At 55.3% G+C, this 19,747-nt stretch carries 21 protein-coding genes and 1 tRNA gene; 8 read left to right on the top strand and 14 right to left on the bottom strand.

Annotated features, from left to right (window positions below):
- Positions 1–44 precede the first annotated feature (44 nt).
- From alaC to ffh, 8 genes are all read right to left on the bottom strand, one after another.
- Entirely contained in the window at positions 45–1,238 is a 1,194-nt protein-coding gene (gene alaC, locus ACTG39_RS11890; RefSeq protein WP_439107777.1) for an alanine transaminase, read from the bottom strand.
- Between the two features lie 165 nt (positions 1,239–1,403).
- On the bottom strand, positions 1,404–2,177 hold the full coding sequence (locus tag ACTG39_RS11885) for a DsbC family protein (protein WP_439107776.1): 774 nt from the start codon (positions 2,175–2,177) through the stop codon (positions 1,404–1,406).
- A 152-nt stretch (positions 2,178–2,329) separates the two neighbouring features.
- Positions 2,330–3,238, bottom strand: a complete 909-nt coding sequence (gene xerD / locus ACTG39_RS11880) for a site-specific tyrosine recombinase XerD (RefSeq protein WP_439107775.1) — start codon at positions 3,236–3,238, stop codon at positions 2,330–2,332.
- Positions 3,239–3,364: 126 nt separating this feature from the next.
- A complete protein-coding gene (rplS, locus tag ACTG39_RS11875; protein ID WP_439107774.1) occupies positions 3,365–3,718 on the bottom strand; it encodes a 50S ribosomal protein L19 in 354 nt (117 codons plus the stop codon).
- A gap of 137 nt (positions 3,719–3,855) precedes the next feature.
- The gene (trmD, locus tag ACTG39_RS11870; RefSeq protein ID WP_439107773.1) at positions 3,856–4,605 is read right to left on the bottom strand and encodes a tRNA (guanosine(37)-N1)-methyltransferase TrmD; all 750 of its coding nucleotides are present in this window, start codon (positions 4,603–4,605) and stop codon (positions 3,856–3,858) included.
- Positions 4,605–5,144, bottom strand: a complete 540-nt coding sequence (rimM, locus tag ACTG39_RS11865; protein WP_439107772.1) for a ribosome maturation factor RimM — start codon at positions 5,142–5,144, stop codon at positions 4,605–4,607. Before rimM ends, trmD begins: the two co-directional genes overlap by 1 nt.
- A 13-nt stretch (positions 5,145–5,157) precedes the next feature.
- A complete protein-coding gene (gene rpsP, locus ACTG39_RS11860; protein WP_439107771.1) occupies positions 5,158–5,415 on the bottom strand; it encodes a 30S ribosomal protein S16 in 258 nt (85 codons plus the stop codon).
- A gap of 225 nt (positions 5,416–5,640) precedes the next feature.
- The gene (ffh, locus tag ACTG39_RS11855) at positions 5,641–7,014 is read right to left on the bottom strand and encodes a signal recognition particle protein (protein WP_439107770.1); all 1,374 of its coding nucleotides are present in this window, start codon (positions 7,012–7,014) and stop codon (positions 5,641–5,643) included.
- Positions 7,015–7,130: 116 nt separating this feature from the next.
- Here ffh and ACTG39_RS11850 point away from each other — a divergent pair, with 116 nt between their 5' ends.
- Together ACTG39_RS11850 and ACTG39_RS11845 are read left to right on the top strand one after the other, a co-directional pair.
- Positions 7,131–7,934, top strand: a complete 804-nt coding sequence (locus tag ACTG39_RS11850) for a cytochrome C assembly family protein (protein WP_439107769.1) — start codon at positions 7,131–7,133, stop codon at positions 7,932–7,934.
- A 1-nt stretch (position 7,935) separates the two neighbouring features.
- Positions 7,936–9,192, top strand: a complete 1,257-nt coding sequence (locus ACTG39_RS11845; protein ID WP_439107768.1) for an HlyC/CorC family transporter — start codon at positions 7,936–7,938, stop codon at positions 9,190–9,192.
- 13 nt (positions 9,193–9,205) lie between these two features.
- On the opposite strand, the gene ACTG39_RS11840 is transcribed toward ACTG39_RS11845, so the two are convergent.
- From ACTG39_RS11840 to ACTG39_RS11820, 5 genes are read right to left on the bottom strand one after another with little or no spacing between them, the layout of a single operon-like run.
- Complete coding sequence (locus ACTG39_RS11840; RefSeq protein ID WP_439107767.1) at positions 9,206–9,427, bottom strand: DUF1289 domain-containing protein; 222 nt, start codon at positions 9,425–9,427, stop codon at positions 9,206–9,208.
- Positions 9,427–9,951 carry a gamma carbonic anhydrase family protein gene (locus ACTG39_RS11835; protein ID WP_439107766.1) on the bottom strand — a complete coding sequence of 175 codons (525 nt, stop codon included), beginning with the start codon at positions 9,949–9,951 and terminating at the stop codon, positions 9,427–9,429. The genes ACTG39_RS11840 and ACTG39_RS11835 overlap by 1 nt, the downstream gene beginning before the upstream one ends.
- Positions 9,952–9,983: 32 nt before the next feature.
- The gene (tgt, locus tag ACTG39_RS11830; RefSeq protein WP_439107765.1) at positions 9,984–11,090 is read right to left on the bottom strand and encodes a tRNA guanosine(34) transglycosylase Tgt; all 1,107 of its coding nucleotides are present in this window, start codon (positions 11,088–11,090) and stop codon (positions 9,984–9,986) included.
- Positions 11,090–12,145: a tRNA preQ1(34) S-adenosylmethionine ribosyltransferase-isomerase QueA gene (gene queA, locus ACTG39_RS11825; protein WP_439107764.1), complete on the bottom strand. Its 1,056-nt coding sequence runs from the start codon at positions 12,143–12,145 to the stop codon at positions 11,090–11,092. The genes tgt and queA overlap by 1 nt, the downstream gene beginning before the upstream one ends.
- A gap of 48 nt (positions 12,146–12,193) precedes the next feature.
- Entirely contained in the window at positions 12,194–12,469 is a 276-nt protein-coding gene (locus ACTG39_RS11820; RefSeq protein ID WP_439107763.1) for a hypothetical protein, read from the bottom strand.
- A 248-nt stretch (positions 12,470–12,717) separates the two neighbouring features.
- Here ACTG39_RS11820 and ACTG39_RS11815 point away from each other — a divergent pair.
- The 4 genes from ACTG39_RS11815 (at position 12,718) to ACTG39_RS11800 (ending at position 17,400) form a co-directional block, all read left to right on the top strand.
- Positions 12,718–12,804, top strand: a tRNA-Leu gene (locus ACTG39_RS11815).
- A 3-nt stretch (positions 12,805–12,807) separates the two neighbouring features.
- Entirely contained in the window at positions 12,808–13,740 is a 933-nt protein-coding gene (locus tag ACTG39_RS11810) for an MBL fold metallo-hydrolase (protein WP_439107762.1), read from the top strand.
- 55 nt (positions 13,741–13,795) lie between these two features.
- Complete coding sequence (locus tag ACTG39_RS11805; protein ID WP_439107761.1) at positions 13,796–14,728, top strand: ROK family protein; 933 nt, start codon at positions 13,796–13,798, stop codon at positions 14,726–14,728.
- Between the two features lie 86 nt (positions 14,729–14,814).
- Positions 14,815–17,400 carry an acylase gene (locus tag ACTG39_RS11800; protein WP_439107760.1) on the top strand — a complete coding sequence of 862 codons (2,586 nt, stop codon included), beginning with the start codon at positions 14,815–14,817 and terminating at the stop codon, positions 17,398–17,400.
- A 39-nt stretch (positions 17,401–17,439) separates the two neighbouring features.
- On the opposite strand, the gene galE is transcribed toward ACTG39_RS11800, so the two are convergent.
- Entirely contained in the window at positions 17,440–18,471 is a 1,032-nt protein-coding gene (gene galE / locus ACTG39_RS11795; protein WP_439107759.1) for a UDP-glucose 4-epimerase GalE, read from the bottom strand.
- A gap of 119 nt (positions 18,472–18,590) precedes the next feature.
- Between galE and ACTG39_RS11790 the strand changes: the two genes are divergently transcribed.
- The gene (locus ACTG39_RS11790) at positions 18,591–19,604 is read left to right on the top strand and encodes an NAD-dependent epimerase (protein ID WP_439107758.1); all 1,014 of its coding nucleotides are present in this window, start codon (positions 18,591–18,593) and stop codon (positions 19,602–19,604) included.
- Between the two features lie 51 nt (positions 19,605–19,655).
- The coding region (locus tag ACTG39_RS11785; RefSeq protein WP_439107790.1) for a hypothetical protein at positions 19,656–19,747 on the top strand (92 nt) is incomplete at its 3' end.

Raw genomic sequence — 19,747 nt, 5'->3', positions numbered from 1 at the left:
TCCATAAGTTGTTTATACCGGACGAAAAAGGTCCCATGGGTAGGTCAGGCACCTGGCACACCATCTTCACGAAACATGCGCTTAATGTTTCGGATCGCCTGACGCGTTCTGTGTTCATTCTCGATAAGGCCAAAGCGCACATAGCCCTCGCCATATTCTCCAAAACCAATACCCGGGGATACAGCAACCTTCGCATCCTGGAGCAGTTTCTTACTGAACTCCAAAGACCCCAGCTCACGATAAGACTCGGGAATCTGCGCCCACACAAACATGGTCGCCTTGGGGGGCGTCACCGGCCACCCACTGGCTGTTAAACCATCACACAAAACATCGCGGCGAGAGCGATACATCGCATTGATCTCGGACACGCACGTCTGATCGCCCTCCAATGCGGCAATGGCTGCAACCTGAATCGGCGTAAACATGCCGTAATCCAGATAGGACTTCATACGCGCAAGGGCTCCCACGAGTGTCGAATTACCGCAACAAAAGCCAATACGCCATCCGGGCATGTTGTAGCTTTTAGACATACTAAAAAACTCGACGGCAACGTCTCGCGCGCCTTCTACCTGCAAAATCGAGGGCGCTACATATCCATCAAAGCAGAGATCCGCGTAGGCAAGGTCCTGCACTACCCAAATCTGGTGTTCGCGCGCTATCTCCACCACCTTCTCAAAAAACGGCAGCTCGACACAGTCTGTCGTGGGGTTGGAGGGAAAGTTCAGCACCAGCATCTTGGGTTTCGGCCAGCTGTTGCGAATCGCGTTCTCCAGTTCTTCAAAAAACTCGGTTTCATCTCCCATGGGGACGTGACGTATATCCGCACCAGAGATCACAAAACCATAGGGGTGAATTGGATAGGACGGGTTGGGAACAAGAATGGCGTCGCCGGGACCGGTCGTCGCCAACGCAAGATGCGCTAGACCCTCTTTTGAGCCGAGAGTCACAATGGCCTCTGTTTCGGGATCTAACTCCACCGCATAACGGTGGCGATACCAATCACAGATAGCCTTACGCAGCCGCGGAATACCTTTTGACTGCGAGTAACGATGGGTATCCGGTCGCTGCGCCGCTTCCACCATTTTCTCAACGATGTGCGAAGGCGTAGGCTGATCAGGGTTGCCCATACCGAAATCTATAATGTCCTCCCCCGCCGCCCGCGCGGCCTGCTTCAAATCACCGACGATGCTGAACACATAAGGAGGGAGGCGCTGAATGCGCTGAAATTGCTCTTCCACGGGGACTCGCTTGCTTAACTTACCAAATGTAAAAACCGTCTATCCGCAGACGGCACAGACACGAAAGGGTCGAGAAACTAAAGCTCGCGCTTAAGACTGTCAAACCAAGCGTAGATTAAACGGATGAGACCTCAGCCCAAAGACTGCTACGACAGATCCTCAGGACTATAGACCCAGCACCGCGATAAGGTCATCGGCGCTCTTGTAGCCCGGAATCATCTCGCCCTTTGGCGTGACAATGGCAGGTGTGCCGCGCACGCCCAATTGTTGACCCAGTGCAAACTGCTCAGCAATAGGATTGCCGGGGCAGACATTTTCCTCAAGTTCTTCACGGTTCTTGAACGCCGTCAGAGTCGCCTGCCGATCGTCCGCACACCAGGCGCTGGCCAGCTGACGAAAACCAGGAGAACCAATCCCTTGCCGTGGGTAGGCCAGGTACCGGACTTCCACGCCTCGACGGTTTAACTCTGGAACTTCTTTATGAAGCTTTTGACAATAAAAACAGGAGACATCAGTAAATACAGTGATGCTACCTAGAGTCTCACCCTCGGCAGGAAACACGATGACGTCTTTCTCAGGCACCGCCGCGATGGCTTCTTTACGGTCGTCAGAGCGTTGCTGCTCGCCCAGATTCACCAATCCGGTGACACCAACGTTGTAAAGATCACCAACCAGGAAGTAATCGCCATCCTCTGTGGAATAAATCGTTGGCCCCTGCTCAATACCCACCTTATACAGACCCGGCAGTTCGCTGGCTTCGACACTCTGAACTTCCAGACCAATCTGCGGTGCGCCCAGCCGTGCGCGGAGCTTCTTTTCGATAGCAGGGTCGACGCCCTCATCGGCATAGACCGATGAGGCGAGGGCAACAAGACACAGCGCCAACTCAACAAACAAAGGTCGACCGGTACGACGGGTAGAACTACAACTTACAAACATGAAACAGGTCCCATTAAGTTCATCACGATTAGCGATTAAAAAAACGCTCTTCGAAAAATTGGATCATACCAGTCTTGATTAGTTCACTCAGCAACTGATCGCGGGAAAATAGCCCACAAGTTGGACACTAACTCAGGCCTCTCCGCACTATTTTAGCCCCGGGGGTGATGCTTTGAATGGAGGCTTTGCAGGCGCTGTCGCGCCACATGGGTGTATATCTGTGTGGTACTGAGATCGCTATGCCCCAACAGCAACTGCACAACGCGCAAGTCCGCTCCGTGATTCACCAAGTGCGTGGCAAAAGCGTGCCTCAGGACATGCGGCGAAATAGACTTTTGGATGCCGGCGGTTATCGCATGCTGTTTTATGCGATGCCAAAAGGTTTGCCGCGTCATCATCTGGGCACGACGGCTGGGAAACAGCACTTCTGAAGTCGTGTTGCCCAATAGCTCTGGCCGAGCCTCTCGAAGATAGCGCTGCATCCAGTGCAGGGCCTCCTCGCCAATGGGTACCAGACGCTCCTTGCCGCCCTTGCCGGTAATGCGTACCACCCCCTGGTTGAGACTCAGCTGAGACAGCGTCAATCCGGTCAATTCCGATACGCGCAAGCCGCAGGCGTAGAGCAACTCCAACATACATCGGTCTCGAAAGCCGATGGGGTCATCCAGATTGGGCGCCTTGAGTAGCGCATCTACATCAGCTTCGGAGAGTGTCTTGGGCAGCGGGCGACCCAAACGGGGGCTATCCAAACCGAGGGTAGGATCATCAGACAAATGCCCGCTACGAAGCAGGTAACGATAAAACCCCCTAAGGCACGACAAGGCGCGCGCTGCGGAACGGGGGGAGCGTTTTGCCTCTAGAAGACTCGCGAGATAAGCCTCGACATCGCTTCGAGTGACCTCTGTGCCCGAGCGATTTCGCAGGGCACACCATCGAGAAAAGGCCTGTAAGTCTCGCCGATACGCTGCCAGGGTGTTCTCACTCAATCCCTTCTCCATCCAGACAGCGTCGAGATAGGTTTCGAGAAGGGGGAAATCGGCGCTCGCAGCGGACTCAGGCATGTGGAGAGCTTAGCAAACTACGGAAGCTTCATACGTTCGATAGATAGGAGGAACAAAAAAGCGGCCCGTCCCTCGAAGAAGGAGGCCGCTCTCAAGTGTTCAATGGCCGCTATCGCGGCGCACGAATCAACCCAGCTTTTCTTTAATACGTGCGGAACGACCTGAACGCTCACGCAAGTAGTAGAGTTTTGCCTGACGAACGTCACCACGACGCTTCACCTCGATGGACTCCAGGAGGCGAGAGTAGGTCTGAAAAGTACGCTCTACACCAACACCGTGAGAAATCTTACGTACGGTGAACGCGGAATTAAGGCCACGATTGCGCTTGCCTAGTACAACGCCCTCAAAAGCCTGAAGTCGCTCACGGCTGCCTTCTTTCACTTTAACCTGAACAACGACGGTGTCACCGGGGGCAAACTCCGGCAGTTCCTTGTTCATCTGCTCAGCGTCTAACTGAGAAATTATTGCATTGGTGCTCATTTTGTTGCTCCCAAACTACCTTCGATCATCCAATGGATAATCATGTATTAAATTCTATTGTCCTGCTTTACGCCGAAATCACTAAAATCGACGCAAACTCACAGACTTACCGTCTACCTCCACACCAAAAACACCGACTAACGCTGGTCTTTTTGGTACTCCGCCAAGAGCATCTGCTCTTCGGCGGTTAATTCTCTGCTCTGCTCCAGCGCCTCCAGCAGGTCCGGGCGTCTCTCCCAAGTCCTCCCCAGCGCCTGTTTTAAGCGCCAGCGCCGAATTGCCGCATGGTCTCCACTGAGTAGTACCGAGGGAACGTCCTGCCCCTCATACTGCTCTGGCCGCGTAAAATGCGGGCAATCCAGTAGACCCTGAGCAAAGGAATCTTCTGTTGCCGAGTCCTCGTGCCCCAGCACTCCCGGCAGAAGGCGCGATACCGCGTCGACAACTACCAGTGCGGCCAACTCACCACCGCTTAAAACATAATCACCGATGGAAAGCTCTTCATCCACCGCTGACTTAACCAGCCGCTCATCAACACCTTCGTAGCGACCCGCGAGCAGCACCATTCCGGGCAGCTCTGAAAATTCTTTCGCCCGATCGTGGTCAAATTTGCGACCCTGGGGCGACAGATAAATTACTGGCGCGCCGTCTCCCGCAAAATCCCGCCCCGCCTGAAGGGCTGCGGCTAGAGGCTCGGGCCTCATTACCATGCCTGGGCCGCCCCCGTAAGGACGGTCGTCAACACTGCGATGGCGGTCCGTGGTGTAATCCCGCGGGTTTATCGCGGCGATCTGCAATCGCTCGTCGCGCACCGCCCGCCCCGTAACACCGACTTCACTCACCAGGTCCAGCGTCTCCGGAAAGAGTGTCACCATCGCAACCCGCATTAATCCTCCGGGTGCCAATCTACGGTCATACTTCTGTCGTCCATATCTACCGACAAAACAACATCGTCCGGAAGATAGGGGATGAGACGCTCTCTCTCATCGATACTGCCGTCACAGGGGCGCAGCACCAGTACATCATTTGCGCCGGTCTCAAGGAGATGGTCTACCTCACCAAGGAGTAGCCTTTGCCCCTCGTGATCGCACCAGACCTGTAAGCCCTGCAGCTGGTGCCAGTAATAATCGCCGGCACCCAAAACGGGTAAATCTGTCTTCGGGACCCATATTTCGGTACCTCGAAGAAGCTCAGCGTCGGTACGGGTATCGACCCCTACGACTCTGGCAACCCAGCCCTTGCCTTGAACACGTCCATCGGCAAACTGGATGCTTTCTACTCGCCCCCGTCGCGTAACTTGGTGACGACTGAAGGCAAAAAAATTCTCGGGAGGGTCGGTAAAAACGTGCAGCTTGACCCAGCCCTTGATGCCATAAGCGCCGGTAATCTTACCGGCGAGAAGCATCTGATTCTCGGGCGTGTTCATGCCCGAGAGGCCGTTAGGCCGCTTCGCTGCTCGTTTCTGCGACGCTGAGAAGCTTCGCTACGCGAGCTGACAGCTGCGCGCCCTGCCCCTGCCAGTACTCGATGCGAGCGCGGTCAACGCGCAGACGCTCTTCCTGACCGCGAGCTACGGGATTAAAAAACCCCACGCGCTCGATAAAACGGCCATCGCGAGACCTGCGGCTGTCAGTCACTGTCAGGTGATAAAAAGGGCGTTTCTTGGCGCCACTACGTGAAAGTCGAATAGTTACCATTGCCTTGCCAACTCACTCCTGCGAAAACCCGTAAACCTCTGCCATCATCGGCGTTTGGCCACAGATCATCGACAAATACTCGATAATTTCGGGTAGCCGTAAAGCACAGTGCTTTTCGGACCCCTGCGAAAGGTGGCGCATCATACAGAAAACCAGGGACTGATGAAAGCCCCTCACACTGTGATTTTTTCAATACCTGCGGGCGTTTAGAGCGCCTTTCAGTGCTTAGCGCATGGGGGGGAAACCGCCGCCTCCCGGAGGCATCATTCCCCCCATGCCGCGCATCATTTTCTCCATGCCCCCGCCCTTCATTTTCTTCATCATCTTGGCCATCTGCTTATGCTGCTTGAGCAGTCGGTTGAGGTCCTGTACCTGAGTACCGGAGCCCTGGGTGATGCGACGCTTGCGAGTGCCCTGAATAAGCTCAGGGTTACGCCGCTCTCGCGGCGTCATAGAGTTGATCATGGCCTCCATGCGGGCGAAGGACTTGTTGTCGATCTGCGACTGGGCCGCCTGAGCCATACCCGCCATACCTGGCATCTTGTCCAGCATGCTCGCCATACCGCCCATATTGTTCATTTGCTGGAGTTGATCCCGAAGGTCTTCCAGATCAAACTTCTTTCCTTTTTTAACCTTTCGAGCCAGTTTTTCGGCTTTAACCCGGTCAACTTTCTGCTCTACCTCCTCAATAAGAGAAAGCACATCGCCCATGCCCAGAATGCGCGAAGCCAGGCGGTCCGGATGAAACGGATCCAGCGCCTCGGTCTTTTCGCCCACACCCAAAAACTTGATGGGCTTGCCCGTGATCTGCCGGACAGATAGCGCAGCTCCACCACGACTGTCAGCATCCACTTTGGTCAGGATCACGCCGGTGAGTGGCAATGCCTCACCAAAGGCCTTGGCGGTATTGGCTGCATCCTGTCCGGTCATAGCATCAACAACAAACAGCGTTTCTACCGGCGTTACGGCTTTTTCGAGCTCCGCAATCTCCCCCATCATGGCTTCGTCGACGGCCAAGCGTCCGGCGGTATCAACAATCAAGACATCGCTAAACTGGATGCGTGCGTGCTCCCTGGCAGCAAGAGCAATGTCCACGGGCTTTTGATCGACGGTGGATGGAAAGAAATCCACGCCGATCTCGCCAGCGAGGGTTTCCAACTGCTTTATCGCAGCGGGGCGGTAAACATCGGCGCTGACCACGGTGACCTTCTTTTTGTCGCGCTCCTTTAGGAGTTTTGCGAGCTTGGCAGCGGATGTGGTTTTACCCGCGCCCTGAAGTCCCGCCAGCAAAATCACCGCTGGGGGTTGCGTAGAAAGATCCAATCCCTCGTTCGCAGAACCCATGACGGTCTCTAGCTCCGCCTGAACGATTTTCAGGAAGGCCTGACCCGGACTCAGGCTGCTCATCACCTCCTGCCCCAAAGCCCGCTGCTTCACGGATTCAACAAATTGCACGACCACAGGAAGCGCCACGTCCGCCTCAAGAAGCGCCATACGCACTTCTCTCAAAGTGCCCTGGATATTCTCTTCACTGAGACGTGCCTTGCCGGTGACGGAACGAAGGCTTTGAGTTAATCGCTCGGAAAGATTTTGAAACATGGAGTAAAACGTCCTTCTGGGGCGCGCAGTTTGCTAGGGCGCGCTATTGATTACGCAGTGACAAGTCGGTACAAGGGATAGCAAGTATACGCGCCGCGGAGCCGGCCCCCAAACCCATGTCCATTGCTTTTCTCGCCGTCATTGCTGCACTGCTTTATCTCGCCGCTGCGGGCCTACAGCTGGTGAGCTCTTTGCAACATAACGGCAACCTGAGCCGCAGCCTGATTATCATGGCCGTCTTTGCCTTGGGCTGTCATGCATTCCTGACCTGGCACAATGTCTATGGTCACAATGGGGTCAACTTTGGCTTTTTCAGGATTCTTTCGCTTATTTTTCTGGGCATCAACTGCGCCTGCCTCCTAGCCCTTACCCGACGCCCTTTACAAAACCTCCTGGTCTTTCTCTATCCGCTGTCTGCGGTGGCGGTGCTCATCTCTACTCTGGGGCCGGAAACTGCGGCAAGAGAGCATAGAGTCCCCCTCGGGGTAGCCGCACACATTGGCAGCTCAGTACTGGCGTACTCCATCCTGACCCTGGCTGCTATCCAAGCCGCGCTCCTTGCTGCGCAGGACGCGCAGCTCAAGCGCCGTCAAATGGGTGGTCTACTGTCAGTGCTTCCGCCTCTCCAACTGATGGAGAGCATGCTTTTTGAGCTGATCTGGGTGGGCTTTATCGCCCTCACACTCTCCATCGGCACCGGCGTCGTGTTCATGGAGGACATCTTTGCCCAGCACCTCGTGCACAAAACAGTCTTGAGCATTGCGGCCTGGGTACTGTTTGCCGTTTTGCTCTGGGGTCGTCATTGGCTTGGGTGGCGCAGTCAAACTGCCGTGCGGCTCACGGTCAGCGGCTTTACAGTGCTGATGTTGGCATTCTTGGGCTCCAAGCTAGTCCTCGAGTTGGTACTGGAGAGAAGCTGAGTTGAACGAAGCACCGCTCGGCCTGTTATTTGCCGTATTGGCAGCACTGATTCTGATGTCGGGCTTTTTTTCGAGCTCCGAAACCGGAATGATGTCGCTCAACCGCTATCGCCTGAAGCACCTGCGCAAGCAAAAACACAAAGGCGCCCAACGGGCGAGTAAGCTGCTGGAGCGACCAGATCGTCTCATTGGCTTGATTCTGATTGGCAACAATCTGGTGAATATCGCGGCATCCGCTATCGCTACGGTGATCGCCATCCGTCTGTATGGCGACGCCGGCATTGTCATCGCCACGATTCTCCTCACGCTGGTGATACTCATTTTTGCCGAAGTAACACCGAAGACCATTGCCGCGTTGTATCCCGAAAAAATCGCATTTCCCGCAAGCGTTGTTTTACTCCCCCTCATGCGTGTACTCATCCCACTGGTTGCCGCAGTCAACTGGGTAACCAATGGCCTACTCAGATTGCTGGGAGTCAATACCAACGAAGCCGGCGAAGATCGCGTTTCCCGTGAAGAACTGCGAACCATTGTGTCCGACCCCGGCGCCATGATCCCCCAACGCCACCGGGGAATGCTGGTCAATATCCTGGATCTTGAGGGCGTTACCGTCGACGACATCATGGTGCCCCGAAACGAGTTTTATGGCATTGATCTCGATGCCAGTGACGAGAGTATTCTGGACACCATTCACCGCAGCAGTCATACGCTCCTGCCCGTGTGGCGGGAAGACAGCAACAACATCGAAGGCGTGCTGCATCTACGGAACGTCAGTCGTGTTGTGGACCGCGATGGATTGTCCCGCAGTGGCCTGCAAAGTGCCTTGGACAAACCCTACTTTATTCCCGAGAGCACACCACTGCACACGCAGCTGAGAAACTTCCAGCAAAAGAAATTTCGTCTGGCGCTTGTGGTGGACGAGTATGGAGACGTTATCGGGCTAGTTGCGGTTGCCGACATTCTCGAAGAGATCGTCGGTGAGTTTACCTCCAACCTCAGCGATGCCTCCGATGAAATCTACCCCCAGCGGGATGGCAGCTACGTTTTCGATGGTGGCGCCAGCGTGAGGGATATCAACAAGGCTTTGAAATGGGAACTTCCCACCGATGGCCCAAAGACGCTGTCGGGGCTAGTACTGGAGTATCTGGAGTCGTTCCCGGATGCTAACGCGGGACTGCGCATTGGCAGCTACTGCTTTGAGATACTGGAGCTCGAGGGCAACGTGGTGCGGGCAGTAAAAGGCAAGCCCGCGGACTGAGTAAACCTTCGCGCTACAGCAAGCGGATGGGGTTATCGGCCTCACGACGTTCCTTTGCCTTTTTCAGCATCTCGAGCTTCTCAGACGGATTCGCCACGAACCAATCCGTGATCTCCTCGGCGCTGCGATAACAGCCCATACAGATATCGTTTTCATCCAAAGCACAGACCGATACACAAGGCGACGCCGGCTCCTGGGGGACGGCATCTTGATTAGGAGCTTCATCCCACGCCATCAGGAAAGCGCTTCCAGCTCACTGCTAAAGAGCGCGGCGTTATTGGCGTAGTGCGCGGCGTTAAGGGATAGCATTGCCTGCTGCTCGGCGCTCAGGGTCTTTTTGACTACGCCAGGCGAGCCCAGAACCATTGAGCCGTCGGGAACCTCCATGCCCTCAGTAACCAGCGCATTTGCACCAATGAGACAGTTTTTGCCGATCTTTGCACCGTTAAGAACGACGGCGTTAATGCCCACCAGTGTGCCATCTCCAATAGTACAGCCGTGAATCATGGCATTGTGACCGACGGTAACGTTGTCGCCGATAAGCGCGGGAAATCCGGGGTCTGCGTGAATCACAGTTCCATCCTGAATATTGCTGCTTGCTCCCACCTCTATGGCTTCGACATCTCCGCGCAAAACGCAGGAGAACCACACGCTGCTTTTATCGCGCAGCGTTACCCGGCCGATAACCGCAGCATTGGGCGCAACAAAATGCCCGCCCCCTTCCAGGACCGGACTTTCTTCGCCAAGTTTGTACAACATACTCTGCATCTCCCTAACTAACTGCTAACGGCCTAGCGCGCCCCACTGGCTTGGGCGTCGTAAAACTCGTCGGCGAAATCATCCAGAAGCTGAGCGTCGATGGCATCGCGAATGCCGCGCATATGGTCCTGATAGTAATGCAAATTGTGCAGCGTATTCAGCTGAGAACCTAATATCTCGTTGCACTTATCGAGATGGTGCAAGTAGGCCCGGCTAAAATTTTTGCAGGTGTAACAGCCGCACTTGTCATCCAGAGGCGCCGTACTATGCCGATGGGTCGCGTTGCGTATCTTTATGACGCCTCGCGATGTGAACAAGTGGCCATTGCGGGCATTTCTTGTAGGCATCACGCAGTCGAACATATCAATGCCGCGACGTACGCCCTCTAACAAATCTGTCGGCGTGCCGACACCCATGAGATACCGCGGATGGTTCTCGGGAAGCAACGGCAGCAGCCCTTCGAGGACCTTCATCATCTCGTCTTTGGGCTCGCCTACCGAGAGACCACCAATCGCGTATCCATCAAAGCCTATATCCACTAAACCCTCGAGCGAGCGTGCTCGAAGATCCGGATACATGCCTCCCTGCACAATGCCAAACAGCGCCGACGTACTATCGCCATGTGCTGCGCGACTTCGTTTCGCCCAGCGCAGGGAAAGCTCCATAGACTTTGCAGCCTCATCGTGACTCGCTGGGTAAGGCGTGCACTCATCAAAAATCATAACGATGTCGCTACCCAGGGCACGCTGAATCGCCATCGATTTCTCGGGATCCAGAAACACTTTGTCGCCATCTACCGGTGATCGAAACGCAACGCCCTCTTCACTGATCTTGCGCATCTCTCCGAGACTAAAGACCTGGAAGCCACCGGAATCCGTAAGAATTGGTCCCTGCCACTGCATAAAATCATGCAAGTCGCCATGAGCAGCGATGACCTCGGTGCCGGGACGCAACCACAAGTGAAACGTGTTGCCGAGAATAATCTGCGCGCCGAGAGCTTCGACATCGCGGGGAAGCATGCCCTTGACCGTGCCATAGGTCCCTACGGGCATAAACGCAGGCGTTTCTACGACGCCTCGATCAAAGAGCAGCCGTGATCGCCGAGCCGCGCCATCACTGGATAAACGCTCAAATTCCATCAGGAGCGTGCCTCAGGCTGTGGGGTAAGAAACATGGCATCACCGTAGCTAAAAAACCGATAGCGCTCTGCCACAGCCTCGTTATAAGCACTGAGCATAAGTTCGCGCCCGCAGAATGCGCTGACCAGCATCAAAAGCGTGGACTCCGGCAAATGAAAATTTGTAATCATGGCGTCCACACATTGAAAGGCGTAGCCGGGATAGACAAACAGCCGGGTATCCCCAACGTAGGGCGCTAGCTGACCAGAGGCCGCCGCGGTCTCCAAACTGCGCACTGCGGTCGTACCCACGGCCACGACGCGCCCACCTCTTTCCCGAGTGGATGCAACGGCGTCGCATACCGCCTGGCTAACCTCGAGATATTCAGCATGCATCTGATGTTCAAGAATGTTCTCACTGCGCACCGGCTGAAACGTGCCCGCACCGACGTGCAAAGTAACCTGAGCTCGATTGACGCCCATAGCCTCCAGTCTGGCCAGTAGCGCATCATCAAAGTGTAAACCTGCGGTGGGCGCCGCTACGGCCCCATCGCGTTGGGCATACACTGTTTGGTAGCGCTCCCGATCCTCAAGGACGTCATCGCGATCGATGTAAGGCGGGAGTGGCATATGCCCTATACGCGCAAGGAGTGGTCCGAGACTCTCGGCACTTGTAATCTTGAACAAGTCACCTTCACGACCTTCAACGGTAATCAAAGCATCGGTGGCTGGACTACTCTGATCGGCCGCCAGCGCAATAGTCTGTCCGGCGCGAGGCGTTTTACTGGCGCGAATGTGCGCCAAGGCGCTGCAGTCACCGCTTAAACGTTCGATGAGGATTTCGACGCGGCCGCCTGTTTCTTTCACGCCATAAAGACGGGCGGGAAGCACTCGGGTGTCGTTGAAAACCAGTAGGTCGCCAGCATTGAGCAAGGAGGGAAGATTCGCGAACTGAGAATGATTCATCGTCCCGCTGGCGCCATCAACACACAGTAAACGGCTAGCTGAACGCTCCGCGAGGGGCTGTTGAGCAATCAGCTCTGGCGGGAGATCGTAGGTAAAATCAGAAAGTTGCATGGGGAGAACAGCGCGGACAGGCCCGCGCTGGCTTCTGGCTTACGGCGTTTATTCGGTGTCTTCGCCGTCTTCTTCAGCGGCAGCTTCGGACTCTTCGGCTGGAGCTTCTTCAGCCGTCTCTTCAGCGGCTTCCTCTTCGGCAGGCGCTTCTTCACCTACAGCTTCAACGGCTGCAGGCTCAGCTACCTTAATCAAGCCTTCCTCTAGAAGAATGCGGACCTTCTCTTCGCCGTTTACCGGCTTCTTAGCCGCGTCTTTTACAGCGTAGCGCTCGTCACCACGCTGAAAAATGCTGTAGTCGTCCGTCTTCTTAACTAATTTCATGGTCATACTTCTTTTCTCTCTGTCGGCGCACCCTGCGGTGCGTGGGCGGATACTCAGTTGATGCGCGCTCTTGGCTCTGCGCGAGCGGAGTGTACAGAATCATATCGCTGTCTGACAGTCTGAAAAGAGAGGATTGTTGTGGGCTTTCCTTCAACTTATGCACAACTTAGGGACAAGAGTTGGCGAAGGGGCTTTATGCACTGTTATACTCGCGCCCGCCCCAGCATCGGGCATCAAAGCCCTTCTGTGCCGAAGTGGTGAAATTGGTAGACACAGGGGATTCAAAATCCCCCGCCTTAACGGGTGTGCCGGTTCGAGTCCGGCCTTCGGTACCACTTATGACCAAGCCAGTATTTCAGACCCTCTCCAACAACATCTACTGTATTGATGCGCTGTATACGGCCCCCGATGTAGCCTGCTGCTATTTGCTGGTGGACGGTGAGGAATGCGCACTCATCGAAACGGGTACCGCCAATAGCGTCGACAATGTATTGGCTACATTTCGGGCGCTCTCTATTGCTGCTGAACAACTTCGCTACATCATCCCTACCCACGTCCATCTAGATCATGCCGGGGGCGCCGGCGCGCTCGCAGAGCACTTTCCTAATGCACAGGTACTCGCGCATCCCAAGGGCGCAAGACACCTCGTTGATCCGTCCCGCCTAATCGCCAGCTCGCAAGGTGTCTACGGGGCAGAGCTTTTTCATGCCCTCCATGGCGAGGTTGTTCCCGTGGCAACTTCCCGCGTACGCGTAATCAACGATGGCGAAAATATTTTCGTAGGTAAACGCCCTCTGACCATCAAGCATACGCGCGGGCATGCAAACCATCACTTCTGTCTCTTTGACGAGCAAAGCCAAGGGTGGTTTAGCGGCGATATGTTTGGCGTGAGTTATGCGCGCCAGCGCTATACTCAAGGCGCTTATGTGATGCCTGCGACAACACCAACGCAGTTTGATCCGGTCGCCTACCAAGCATCAGTAAACGCTTTGTGCGATGCAAAGCCTGCAGTCTTTTATCTCACGCATTTCGGTGCGCTGGCATTCGAAGAGTCACAGCGTGAGTGTTTGCTGCGCCAACTCGATCGCTACACCCATCTTGGTCGAGGATTTTCCGGAGACTTGCAGTCTCTTGAGAATGGAGTGCTTGATGTTACACAGAGTGAGCTGAAAACACTGGCGCCAGATAAAGACGCCCAAGTGGAGGCTAAGGCTCTCACGCTTGACGCCAAACTCAACGCTCAGGGCATCGCGTGGTGGAGCCAGCAATAATCCCCATGAAGAGCACTCGATAAGCACCAAGCCGACACACGAGGAGCACGCAGCCGTGGAAATAAATCCCCTACTCCTGGGCGTTGACCTCGGAGGCACGAAAATTGAGGCCGCACTGGTAGACACTCAAGGCAAGATCACTAACCGCCTGCGCATTGACACGCCTAAAAACGATTACGAGGGCGTCCTATCCCACATTCAGCATTTATGTGAAAAACTGGAATCCGAAGCAAAACTGAAAAAACGTCTGCCTATCGGTATCTGCACGCCCGGCTCGCCCTCACCGGCTACCGGCTTGATGCGCAACTGCAACAGCACGGTGCTCAATGGTCGATCGCTGGCGAAAGACTTACAGGACCACACGGGCCGCTTTGTACGCATTGCAAATGACGCCGATTGCCTCGCCCTCTCAGAAGCGCTCGATGGCGTCGGAACGGGCAAGTCGACGGTTTTTGCTGTGATCATAGGCACCGGTGTGGGCGGTGGGATTGCGATAGACGGCAACTTGCTTCAGGGCCCCAATGCCGTTAGCGGTGAATGGGGGCACAACCCTATGCCTCTGGAGCGGGTCTCTGCGCTTCCGATACAGCCCTTTAAATCACGCCCCTGCTACTGTGGGCGGACAAACTGTATAGAAACCTGGCTCAGCGGGCCTGGTCTCGCACAAACCCACGAAGATTTACATGGCGCAACCATCGAAATAGATCAACTGCACCGTCAGCAGCTTGACGACAAGCACCATGACACGCTCGTCCTGTACGCAGACATGCTCAGTGCCGCTCTGGCAGGGATCGTCAACATCGTAGACCCCGAGGTGATAGTGCTCGGCGGTGGTCTGTCAAATATCCAGCTCCTCTACCGCCTGGTCCCGCAGATGCTGGCAGGTCAGGTGTTTTCAGATGTCTGCCAAACGGAGCTGCGGAATGCTGAACATGGCGATAGCAGCGGCGTTCGGGGCGCTGCGTGGCTGTGGAAAGAGACCCGCTAGCGGCTCGCGCATGGACACGCGGGTGCGTTTATGCAGAATAGTCCACCACAATAATGACAACTCAAAACCTGGATACATTGACACCCATGAAACCACAAGACAGCACTGCCGTTAACGCCAAGCCTCCATGCCAGAACCGCCGTTTTAGCCATAAGGTTTGCGCAGCACTTTGCTCTTTGGCTGCCCCGCTGATTGCGACCAGCGTTTTGGCGAGCGTTGACGCGCCGGATCTCAGCGATCTTCTGGAATACGCCCAAGACATGCAGGGCGCCAGTTTTAGTGCATCTGACTTCCAGGCTTTATCCGGGAAGATTGCCTCCCTGCCCTACGCTCAACAAAAACAACGGGTGTACGACTGGGTAGACGCGAAAACAGCCTATGAAGTGACTATTCGCAAAGGGCCCTACGGGGTTCCGCACATCCAAGCCGAAGACTACGGCGCCTTGGGTTACGGGGAAGCCTATACAGCCGCAAACGATCATGTCTGCAACATAGCACTCGGCCTCCTCCAGGGCAGAGGCGAAAGCTCTCGATACCTGGGCGCCGGCGCGAATCAGAGCAACATCACGCTTGATGCTGTGGTCCGTGGTCTGGATCTACGTGGTCAAGCGCGTACCGCCCTTGCGGCGCAGGACAAAGAAGTTCGTCGCTGGCTGGCCGGATACACCTCGGGCTACAACCGCTACCTTCGCGAGCACGCAGGTGCACGCAACGGGTCCTGGTGTAGTGGCGCCGAGTGGCTCACAGAAGCGACACCGCTGGATTTTATGACGCGTATGGTAATGGTCGCGCAAACCGTTCCTCGAATGAGCGGCGCTGTAGCCAGCGTTCAACCGCCGACAGAAAAAACTGATATGGCGTCCGCTCCGGGAGGCGCAGTGCAGCTAGCGGCGCTTGATGCCGCGGCACTCGAAGGCATGGGCTCCAACGGATGGGCCCTGGGTAGTGATTACACCGAGAATGGTCGTGGCATGCTTCTCGCGAATCCGCACTACCCCTGGTATGGCCAAAGCCGCTTCTGGGAGAAGCACCTCACCATTCCCGGGAAACTCGATATTTATGGCGCTCAGCTACTGGGCAGCCCCGGTGTATCGATTGGCTTTAACAAAGCACTCGGTTGGACGCATACCGTTTCGGCGAGTCAGCGCCTGGTTCTCTATCGTCTGGCACTCGACCCCGAAAACCCTCTTCGTTATCGCTACGGCGACGAGTGGCTCGATATCGAAGCGCGATCCGTCGAATTCCCGCTCAAGGATCAGGATGGCAATGTAAGCGCCCATTCGCACACAATTTACTTCAGTATTCACGGCCCCATCCTGACGATGCCTGGCATGGCTTGGGACGAAAAGCATGCCTACGCGGTGAGAGACGCCAATGTTGGCAATCATTCGCTGCTCGCTCAATGGAAGGCCATGGGAGAAGCCACGTCGCTGGATGAATTTATCGAGGCTCATCGCCAGTTCAACGCTATGCCCTGGGTTAACACTATTGCGACGAGCGCTGATGGTCGAGCCCTCTATCTCGACAACTCCACGGTTGGCAACATCACTGCGGAAGCGCAAAAGCAATGGCGAGACTCCTTAAAAGCGGACCCACTGGCAGCGCAACTATATGGGGGGCGGCGCATGGTGCTCCTGAATGGTAGCGACCCCCAAAACACGTGGATCAACGATCCCGCGGCACCCATCGCAGGAACGGTACCCTTCGACAATCGCCCGCAGATAGAGCGTCGGGACTTTGTCTTTAACTCTAATGACAGTTATTGGCTGAGCAGCCCGCGGGAACCTCTCACGGGTTACTCCATTCTCTACGGACCTACGGAGTCTGCGCGCTCGCTGCGCACGCGAATGAATATCCGAATGCTTGAAAACGAGTATGGCGATGCTGGCGATGACCAGCGATTCAATATTCACGAGATACAGCGCGCCCTGTTTTCTAACCGCGGCCTGAGCGCCGAACTATTGCTTCCCGCGCTGACTAGCGCCTGCCTTAAGGAGGGCACCGAACTCAAAAGCGCCTGTGACGTTTTGGCGGCCTATGATGGCAGTCTTAACCTTGATAGCCCCGGCGCGCCATTGTTTCGGGAGTGGCTTACACGATACGACCGGCTCGACACGGTGAATGCAGGAAAGCTGTTTAAGACAGGCTTTAATGTTGATCGCCCCGCTGCCACACCCACAGATCTCGCCGAGGGAGAACTCGCCCTACAGACACTGCGGGATGCCATTGCAGTGCTCGATGAAGCAGGGCTGCCTCTCAACGCAAGCTTACGGGATACCCAGTTCGCCTGGCGCGCGGGTAATGCTATCCCCGTGCATGGTGGCAATGGTTTTGAAGGCGTCGCCAATCTACAAATGTCCGGCGATCCCTCTGCCTCACCCATAGCGGGCGTTCAAACGACCAAAGTATCTGACAGTCGGTACCTCACCGACAACGGCTACGCAGTCGTTCACGGCAGTAGTTTTGTCTATACCTTGGGCTTTAACGATGAGGGGCCCGTCGCTGAGGCCCTACTGACCTACAGTCAGTCGGGTAATCCCAACAGTCGTCATTTCCGCGATCAGACCGCACTGTATGCGGAAAAAAAATGGCGCAAGGTGGTCTTTCACGAAGCTGATGTCGCAAAAAACGTTACTAGCATGCGCATCTTGCGTAGCAGCGACAGCCCCTAAAGCCCTTAAAGGTAGCAGCAGGATCTCTTGATTGAGGTCTCAGCCGCTAAAGCCATCGGGATTGTTCGACTGCCAGCGCCAGGCGTCCTCGCACATACGCTGGACGCCGAAGCGCGCTGTCCAACCTAGTTGCTCTCGCGCGAAACTCGGGTCTGCATAACACTGGGCCACATCACCGGGCCGGCGCGCAACGATCTCAAAGGGAACTTCGCGCCCGCTTGCCGCTTCAAAGGCTCGCACCAATTCCAGCACACTGTATCCGGTACCGGTGCCGAGGTTAACGATAAGCGGCTCTCCCTCGGCGCGAATCTGCAGAGCCGCCAAAGCGCTGACATGTCCCTCTGCGAGGTCCACAACGTGGATATAGTCGCGAACCCCTGTCCCGTCACGGGTGTCATAGTCACCGCCAAACACGCTGAGCTTTTCTCGACGGCCAACCGCTACCTGAGCAATAAACGGCATAAGATTGTTGGGGACACCTGACGGATCCTCACCTATCAAACCGCTTTCGTGCGCACCCACAGGATTAAAGTAACGTAAAAGCGCTATCTTCCAGGACGGATCGGACACTGCCAAATCCATCAATATGTCTTCGACAATAAGCTTGCTGCGCCCATAAGGGTTCGTAGCGCTGCGAGGAAAGCCCTCGGTGATCGGTACCGACGCCGGGTCGCCGTACACCGTCGCGGACGAGCTGAAAACCAGCTCCCGAATCGAGGTGGCCTGCATGGCTCGAAGCAGCGACAAGGTACCTGCAACGTTATTGTCGTAATAGCTCAGCGGAAAGTTGACCGATTCACCCACCGCTTTCAGTCCTGCAAAGTGAATCACTGCCTCCGGTCGAGCAGCTTCCAGCACCCTCTGTATCGCCGACTCATCTCGAATATCGGCCTCATGGAACTTGGGGCGATAACCGAGGATCTTCTCCAGGCGAGCAAGAACTCTTCGCGAACTATTCGAAAAGTTATCGAGGAGACAGACCTCGTACCCCGCTTCACTAAAAGACAGGCAGCTATGGGAGCCGATGTACCCGGCGCCGCCCGTGAGCAAAACACGCTTTGGATTGCTCATCAGCCCTCTCCCCTTCTAAAAAAACCTCACGCTACCAGCCACAGAACTTGCTGAACAGGTACAGAGTCACAGAAAAGGATTTGCTACCATACAGCTCTAACTCCAAGAGTTTTAAAAAGATGCGCGTTCTTGTCACGGGAGCTGCAGGCTTCATTGGGTTTCATTTAAGTCATCGCTTACTCAGCGAGGGCCATGAGATCGTCGGTTTAGACAACCTCAACGATTATTACTCGGTACAGCTTAAGAGGGACAGGCTGGCACAGCTTCAGGCCAGAGAGGGCTTCGTCTTCGTTAATATCAGTCTCGAAGATCGAAAAGCTATGGAGGCATTGTTTGCTGATCATGCGTTGGATGCAGTCATCAATTTGGCGGCCCAAGCGGGGGTACGCTACTCCCTGGAAACCCCCCGTGCCTACATCAGCAGCAACATTGACGGGTTCATGAACATACTTGAGTGCTGTCGACACGCAAACACCTCCCATCTCATTTATGCATCGAGCAGTTCAGTCTATGGAATGAACACGCAGATGCCATTTTCGGTGCACGATAATGTGGACCACCCGGTCTCGCTCTATGCCGCGACCAAAAAATCCAATGAACTCATGGCCCACACTTACTCGCATCTTTATGGCTTGCGGACCACGGGCCTGCGTTTCTTCACGGTCTATGGCCCCTGGGGACGTCCGGACATGGCCTTGTTTTTGTTCACCAAAGCAATTCTCTCTGGTGAGCCCATCAAAGTATTCAATCAGGGACAAATGCGCCGAGACTTCACCTATATCGACGACATTGTAGAGGGCATCACCCGATTGCTCGGCAAACCGGCAGAAGCGAACGCGGCTTGGGACTCGGCGGAGCCCGACCCGGGGAGCAGCTCTGCGCCCTACCGACTGTTTAACATCGGCAACAATCAACCCGTACCCTTGATGGACTTTATATCCGCTATTGAGTCTGCGCTCGGCCAAGAGGCCCAAAAAGAGTTTTTGCCCTTGCAGGCTGGTGATGTCCCCGCCACCTATGCTGACATTGACGCACTCGCTGATTATGTCGACTACCGCCCTGGTACCAATATCAAGTTGGGAATTCAAAATTTTGTGGACTGGTACCGCGACTACTACAGACAGCCCGCCTGAGCTCGGATAGTCTGTCGCCGCCAACTATTGCTGATGAAAAGGTCTACCTAAATGAACGTTGTAATGATTGGGGCGGGCTATGTGGGACTGGTATCCGGCGCCTGCTTCGCCGAGTTTGGTGCCAGCGTAAGCTGCGTCGATAA

Source organism: Congregibacter sp. (genome assembly GCF_965662665.1).
GTDB lineage: Bacteria > Pseudomonadota > Gammaproteobacteria > Pseudomonadales > Halieaceae > Congregibacter.
The sequence above is the reverse complement of the archived record's forward strand: the minus strand, read 5'-3'. Positions and strand labels throughout refer to the sequence as shown.

Coding starts and splice junctions, on each gene's coding strand:
- ACTG39_RS11885 (WP_439107776.1), bottom strand. CDS start 2,177: ATGTTTGTAAGTTGTAGTTCTACCCGTCGTACCGGTCGACCTTTGTTT.
- xerD (WP_439107775.1), bottom strand. CDS start 3,238: ATGCCTGAGTCCGCTGCGAGCGCCGATTTCCCCCTTCTCGAAACCTAT.
- rplS (WP_439107774.1), bottom strand. CDS start 3,718: ATGAGCACCAATGCAATAATTTCTCAGTTAGACGCTGAGCAGATGAAC.
- trmD (WP_439107773.1), bottom strand. CDS start 4,605: ATGCGGGTTGCGATGGTGACACTCTTTCCGGAGACGCTGGACCTGGTG.
- rimM (WP_439107772.1), bottom strand. CDS start 5,144: ATGAACACGCCCGAGAATCAGATGCTTCTCGCCGGTAAGATTACCGGC.
- rpsP (WP_439107771.1), bottom strand. CDS start 5,415: ATGGTAACTATTCGACTTTCACGTAGTGGCGCCAAGAAACGCCCTTTT.
- ffh (WP_439107770.1), bottom strand. CDS start 7,014: ATGTTTCAAAATCTTTCCGAGCGATTAACTCAAAGCCTTCGTTCCGTC.
- ACTG39_RS11850 (WP_439107769.1), top strand. CDS start 7,131: ATGTCCATTGCTTTTCTCGCCGTCATTGCTGCACTGCTTTATCTCGCC.
- ACTG39_RS11840 (WP_439107767.1), bottom strand. CDS start 9,427: ATGGCGTGGGATGAAGCTCCTAATCAAGATGCCGTCCCCCAGGAGCCG.
- ACTG39_RS11835 (WP_439107766.1), bottom strand. CDS start 9,951: ATGTTGTACAAACTTGGCGAAGAAAGTCCGGTCCTGGAAGGGGGCGGG.
- tgt (WP_439107765.1), bottom strand. CDS start 11,090: ATGGAATTTGAGCGTTTATCCAGTGATGGCGCGGCTCGGCGATCACGG.
- queA (WP_439107764.1), bottom strand. CDS start 12,145: ATGCAACTTTCTGATTTTACCTACGATCTCCCGCCAGAGCTGATTGCT.
- ACTG39_RS11820 (WP_439107763.1), bottom strand. CDS start 12,469: ATGAAATTAGTTAAGAAGACGGACGACTACAGCATTTTTCAGCGTGGT.
- ACTG39_RS11810 (WP_439107762.1), top strand. CDS start 12,808: ATGACCAAGCCAGTATTTCAGACCCTCTCCAACAACATCTACTGTATT.
- ACTG39_RS11800 (WP_439107760.1), top strand. CDS start 14,815: ATGAAACCACAAGACAGCACTGCCGTTAACGCCAAGCCTCCATGCCAG.
- galE (WP_439107759.1), bottom strand. CDS start 18,471: ATGAGCAATCCAAAGCGTGTTTTGCTCACGGGCGGCGCCGGGTACATC.
- ACTG39_RS11790 (WP_439107758.1), top strand. CDS start 18,591: ATGCGCGTTCTTGTCACGGGAGCTGCAGGCTTCATTGGGTTTCATTTA.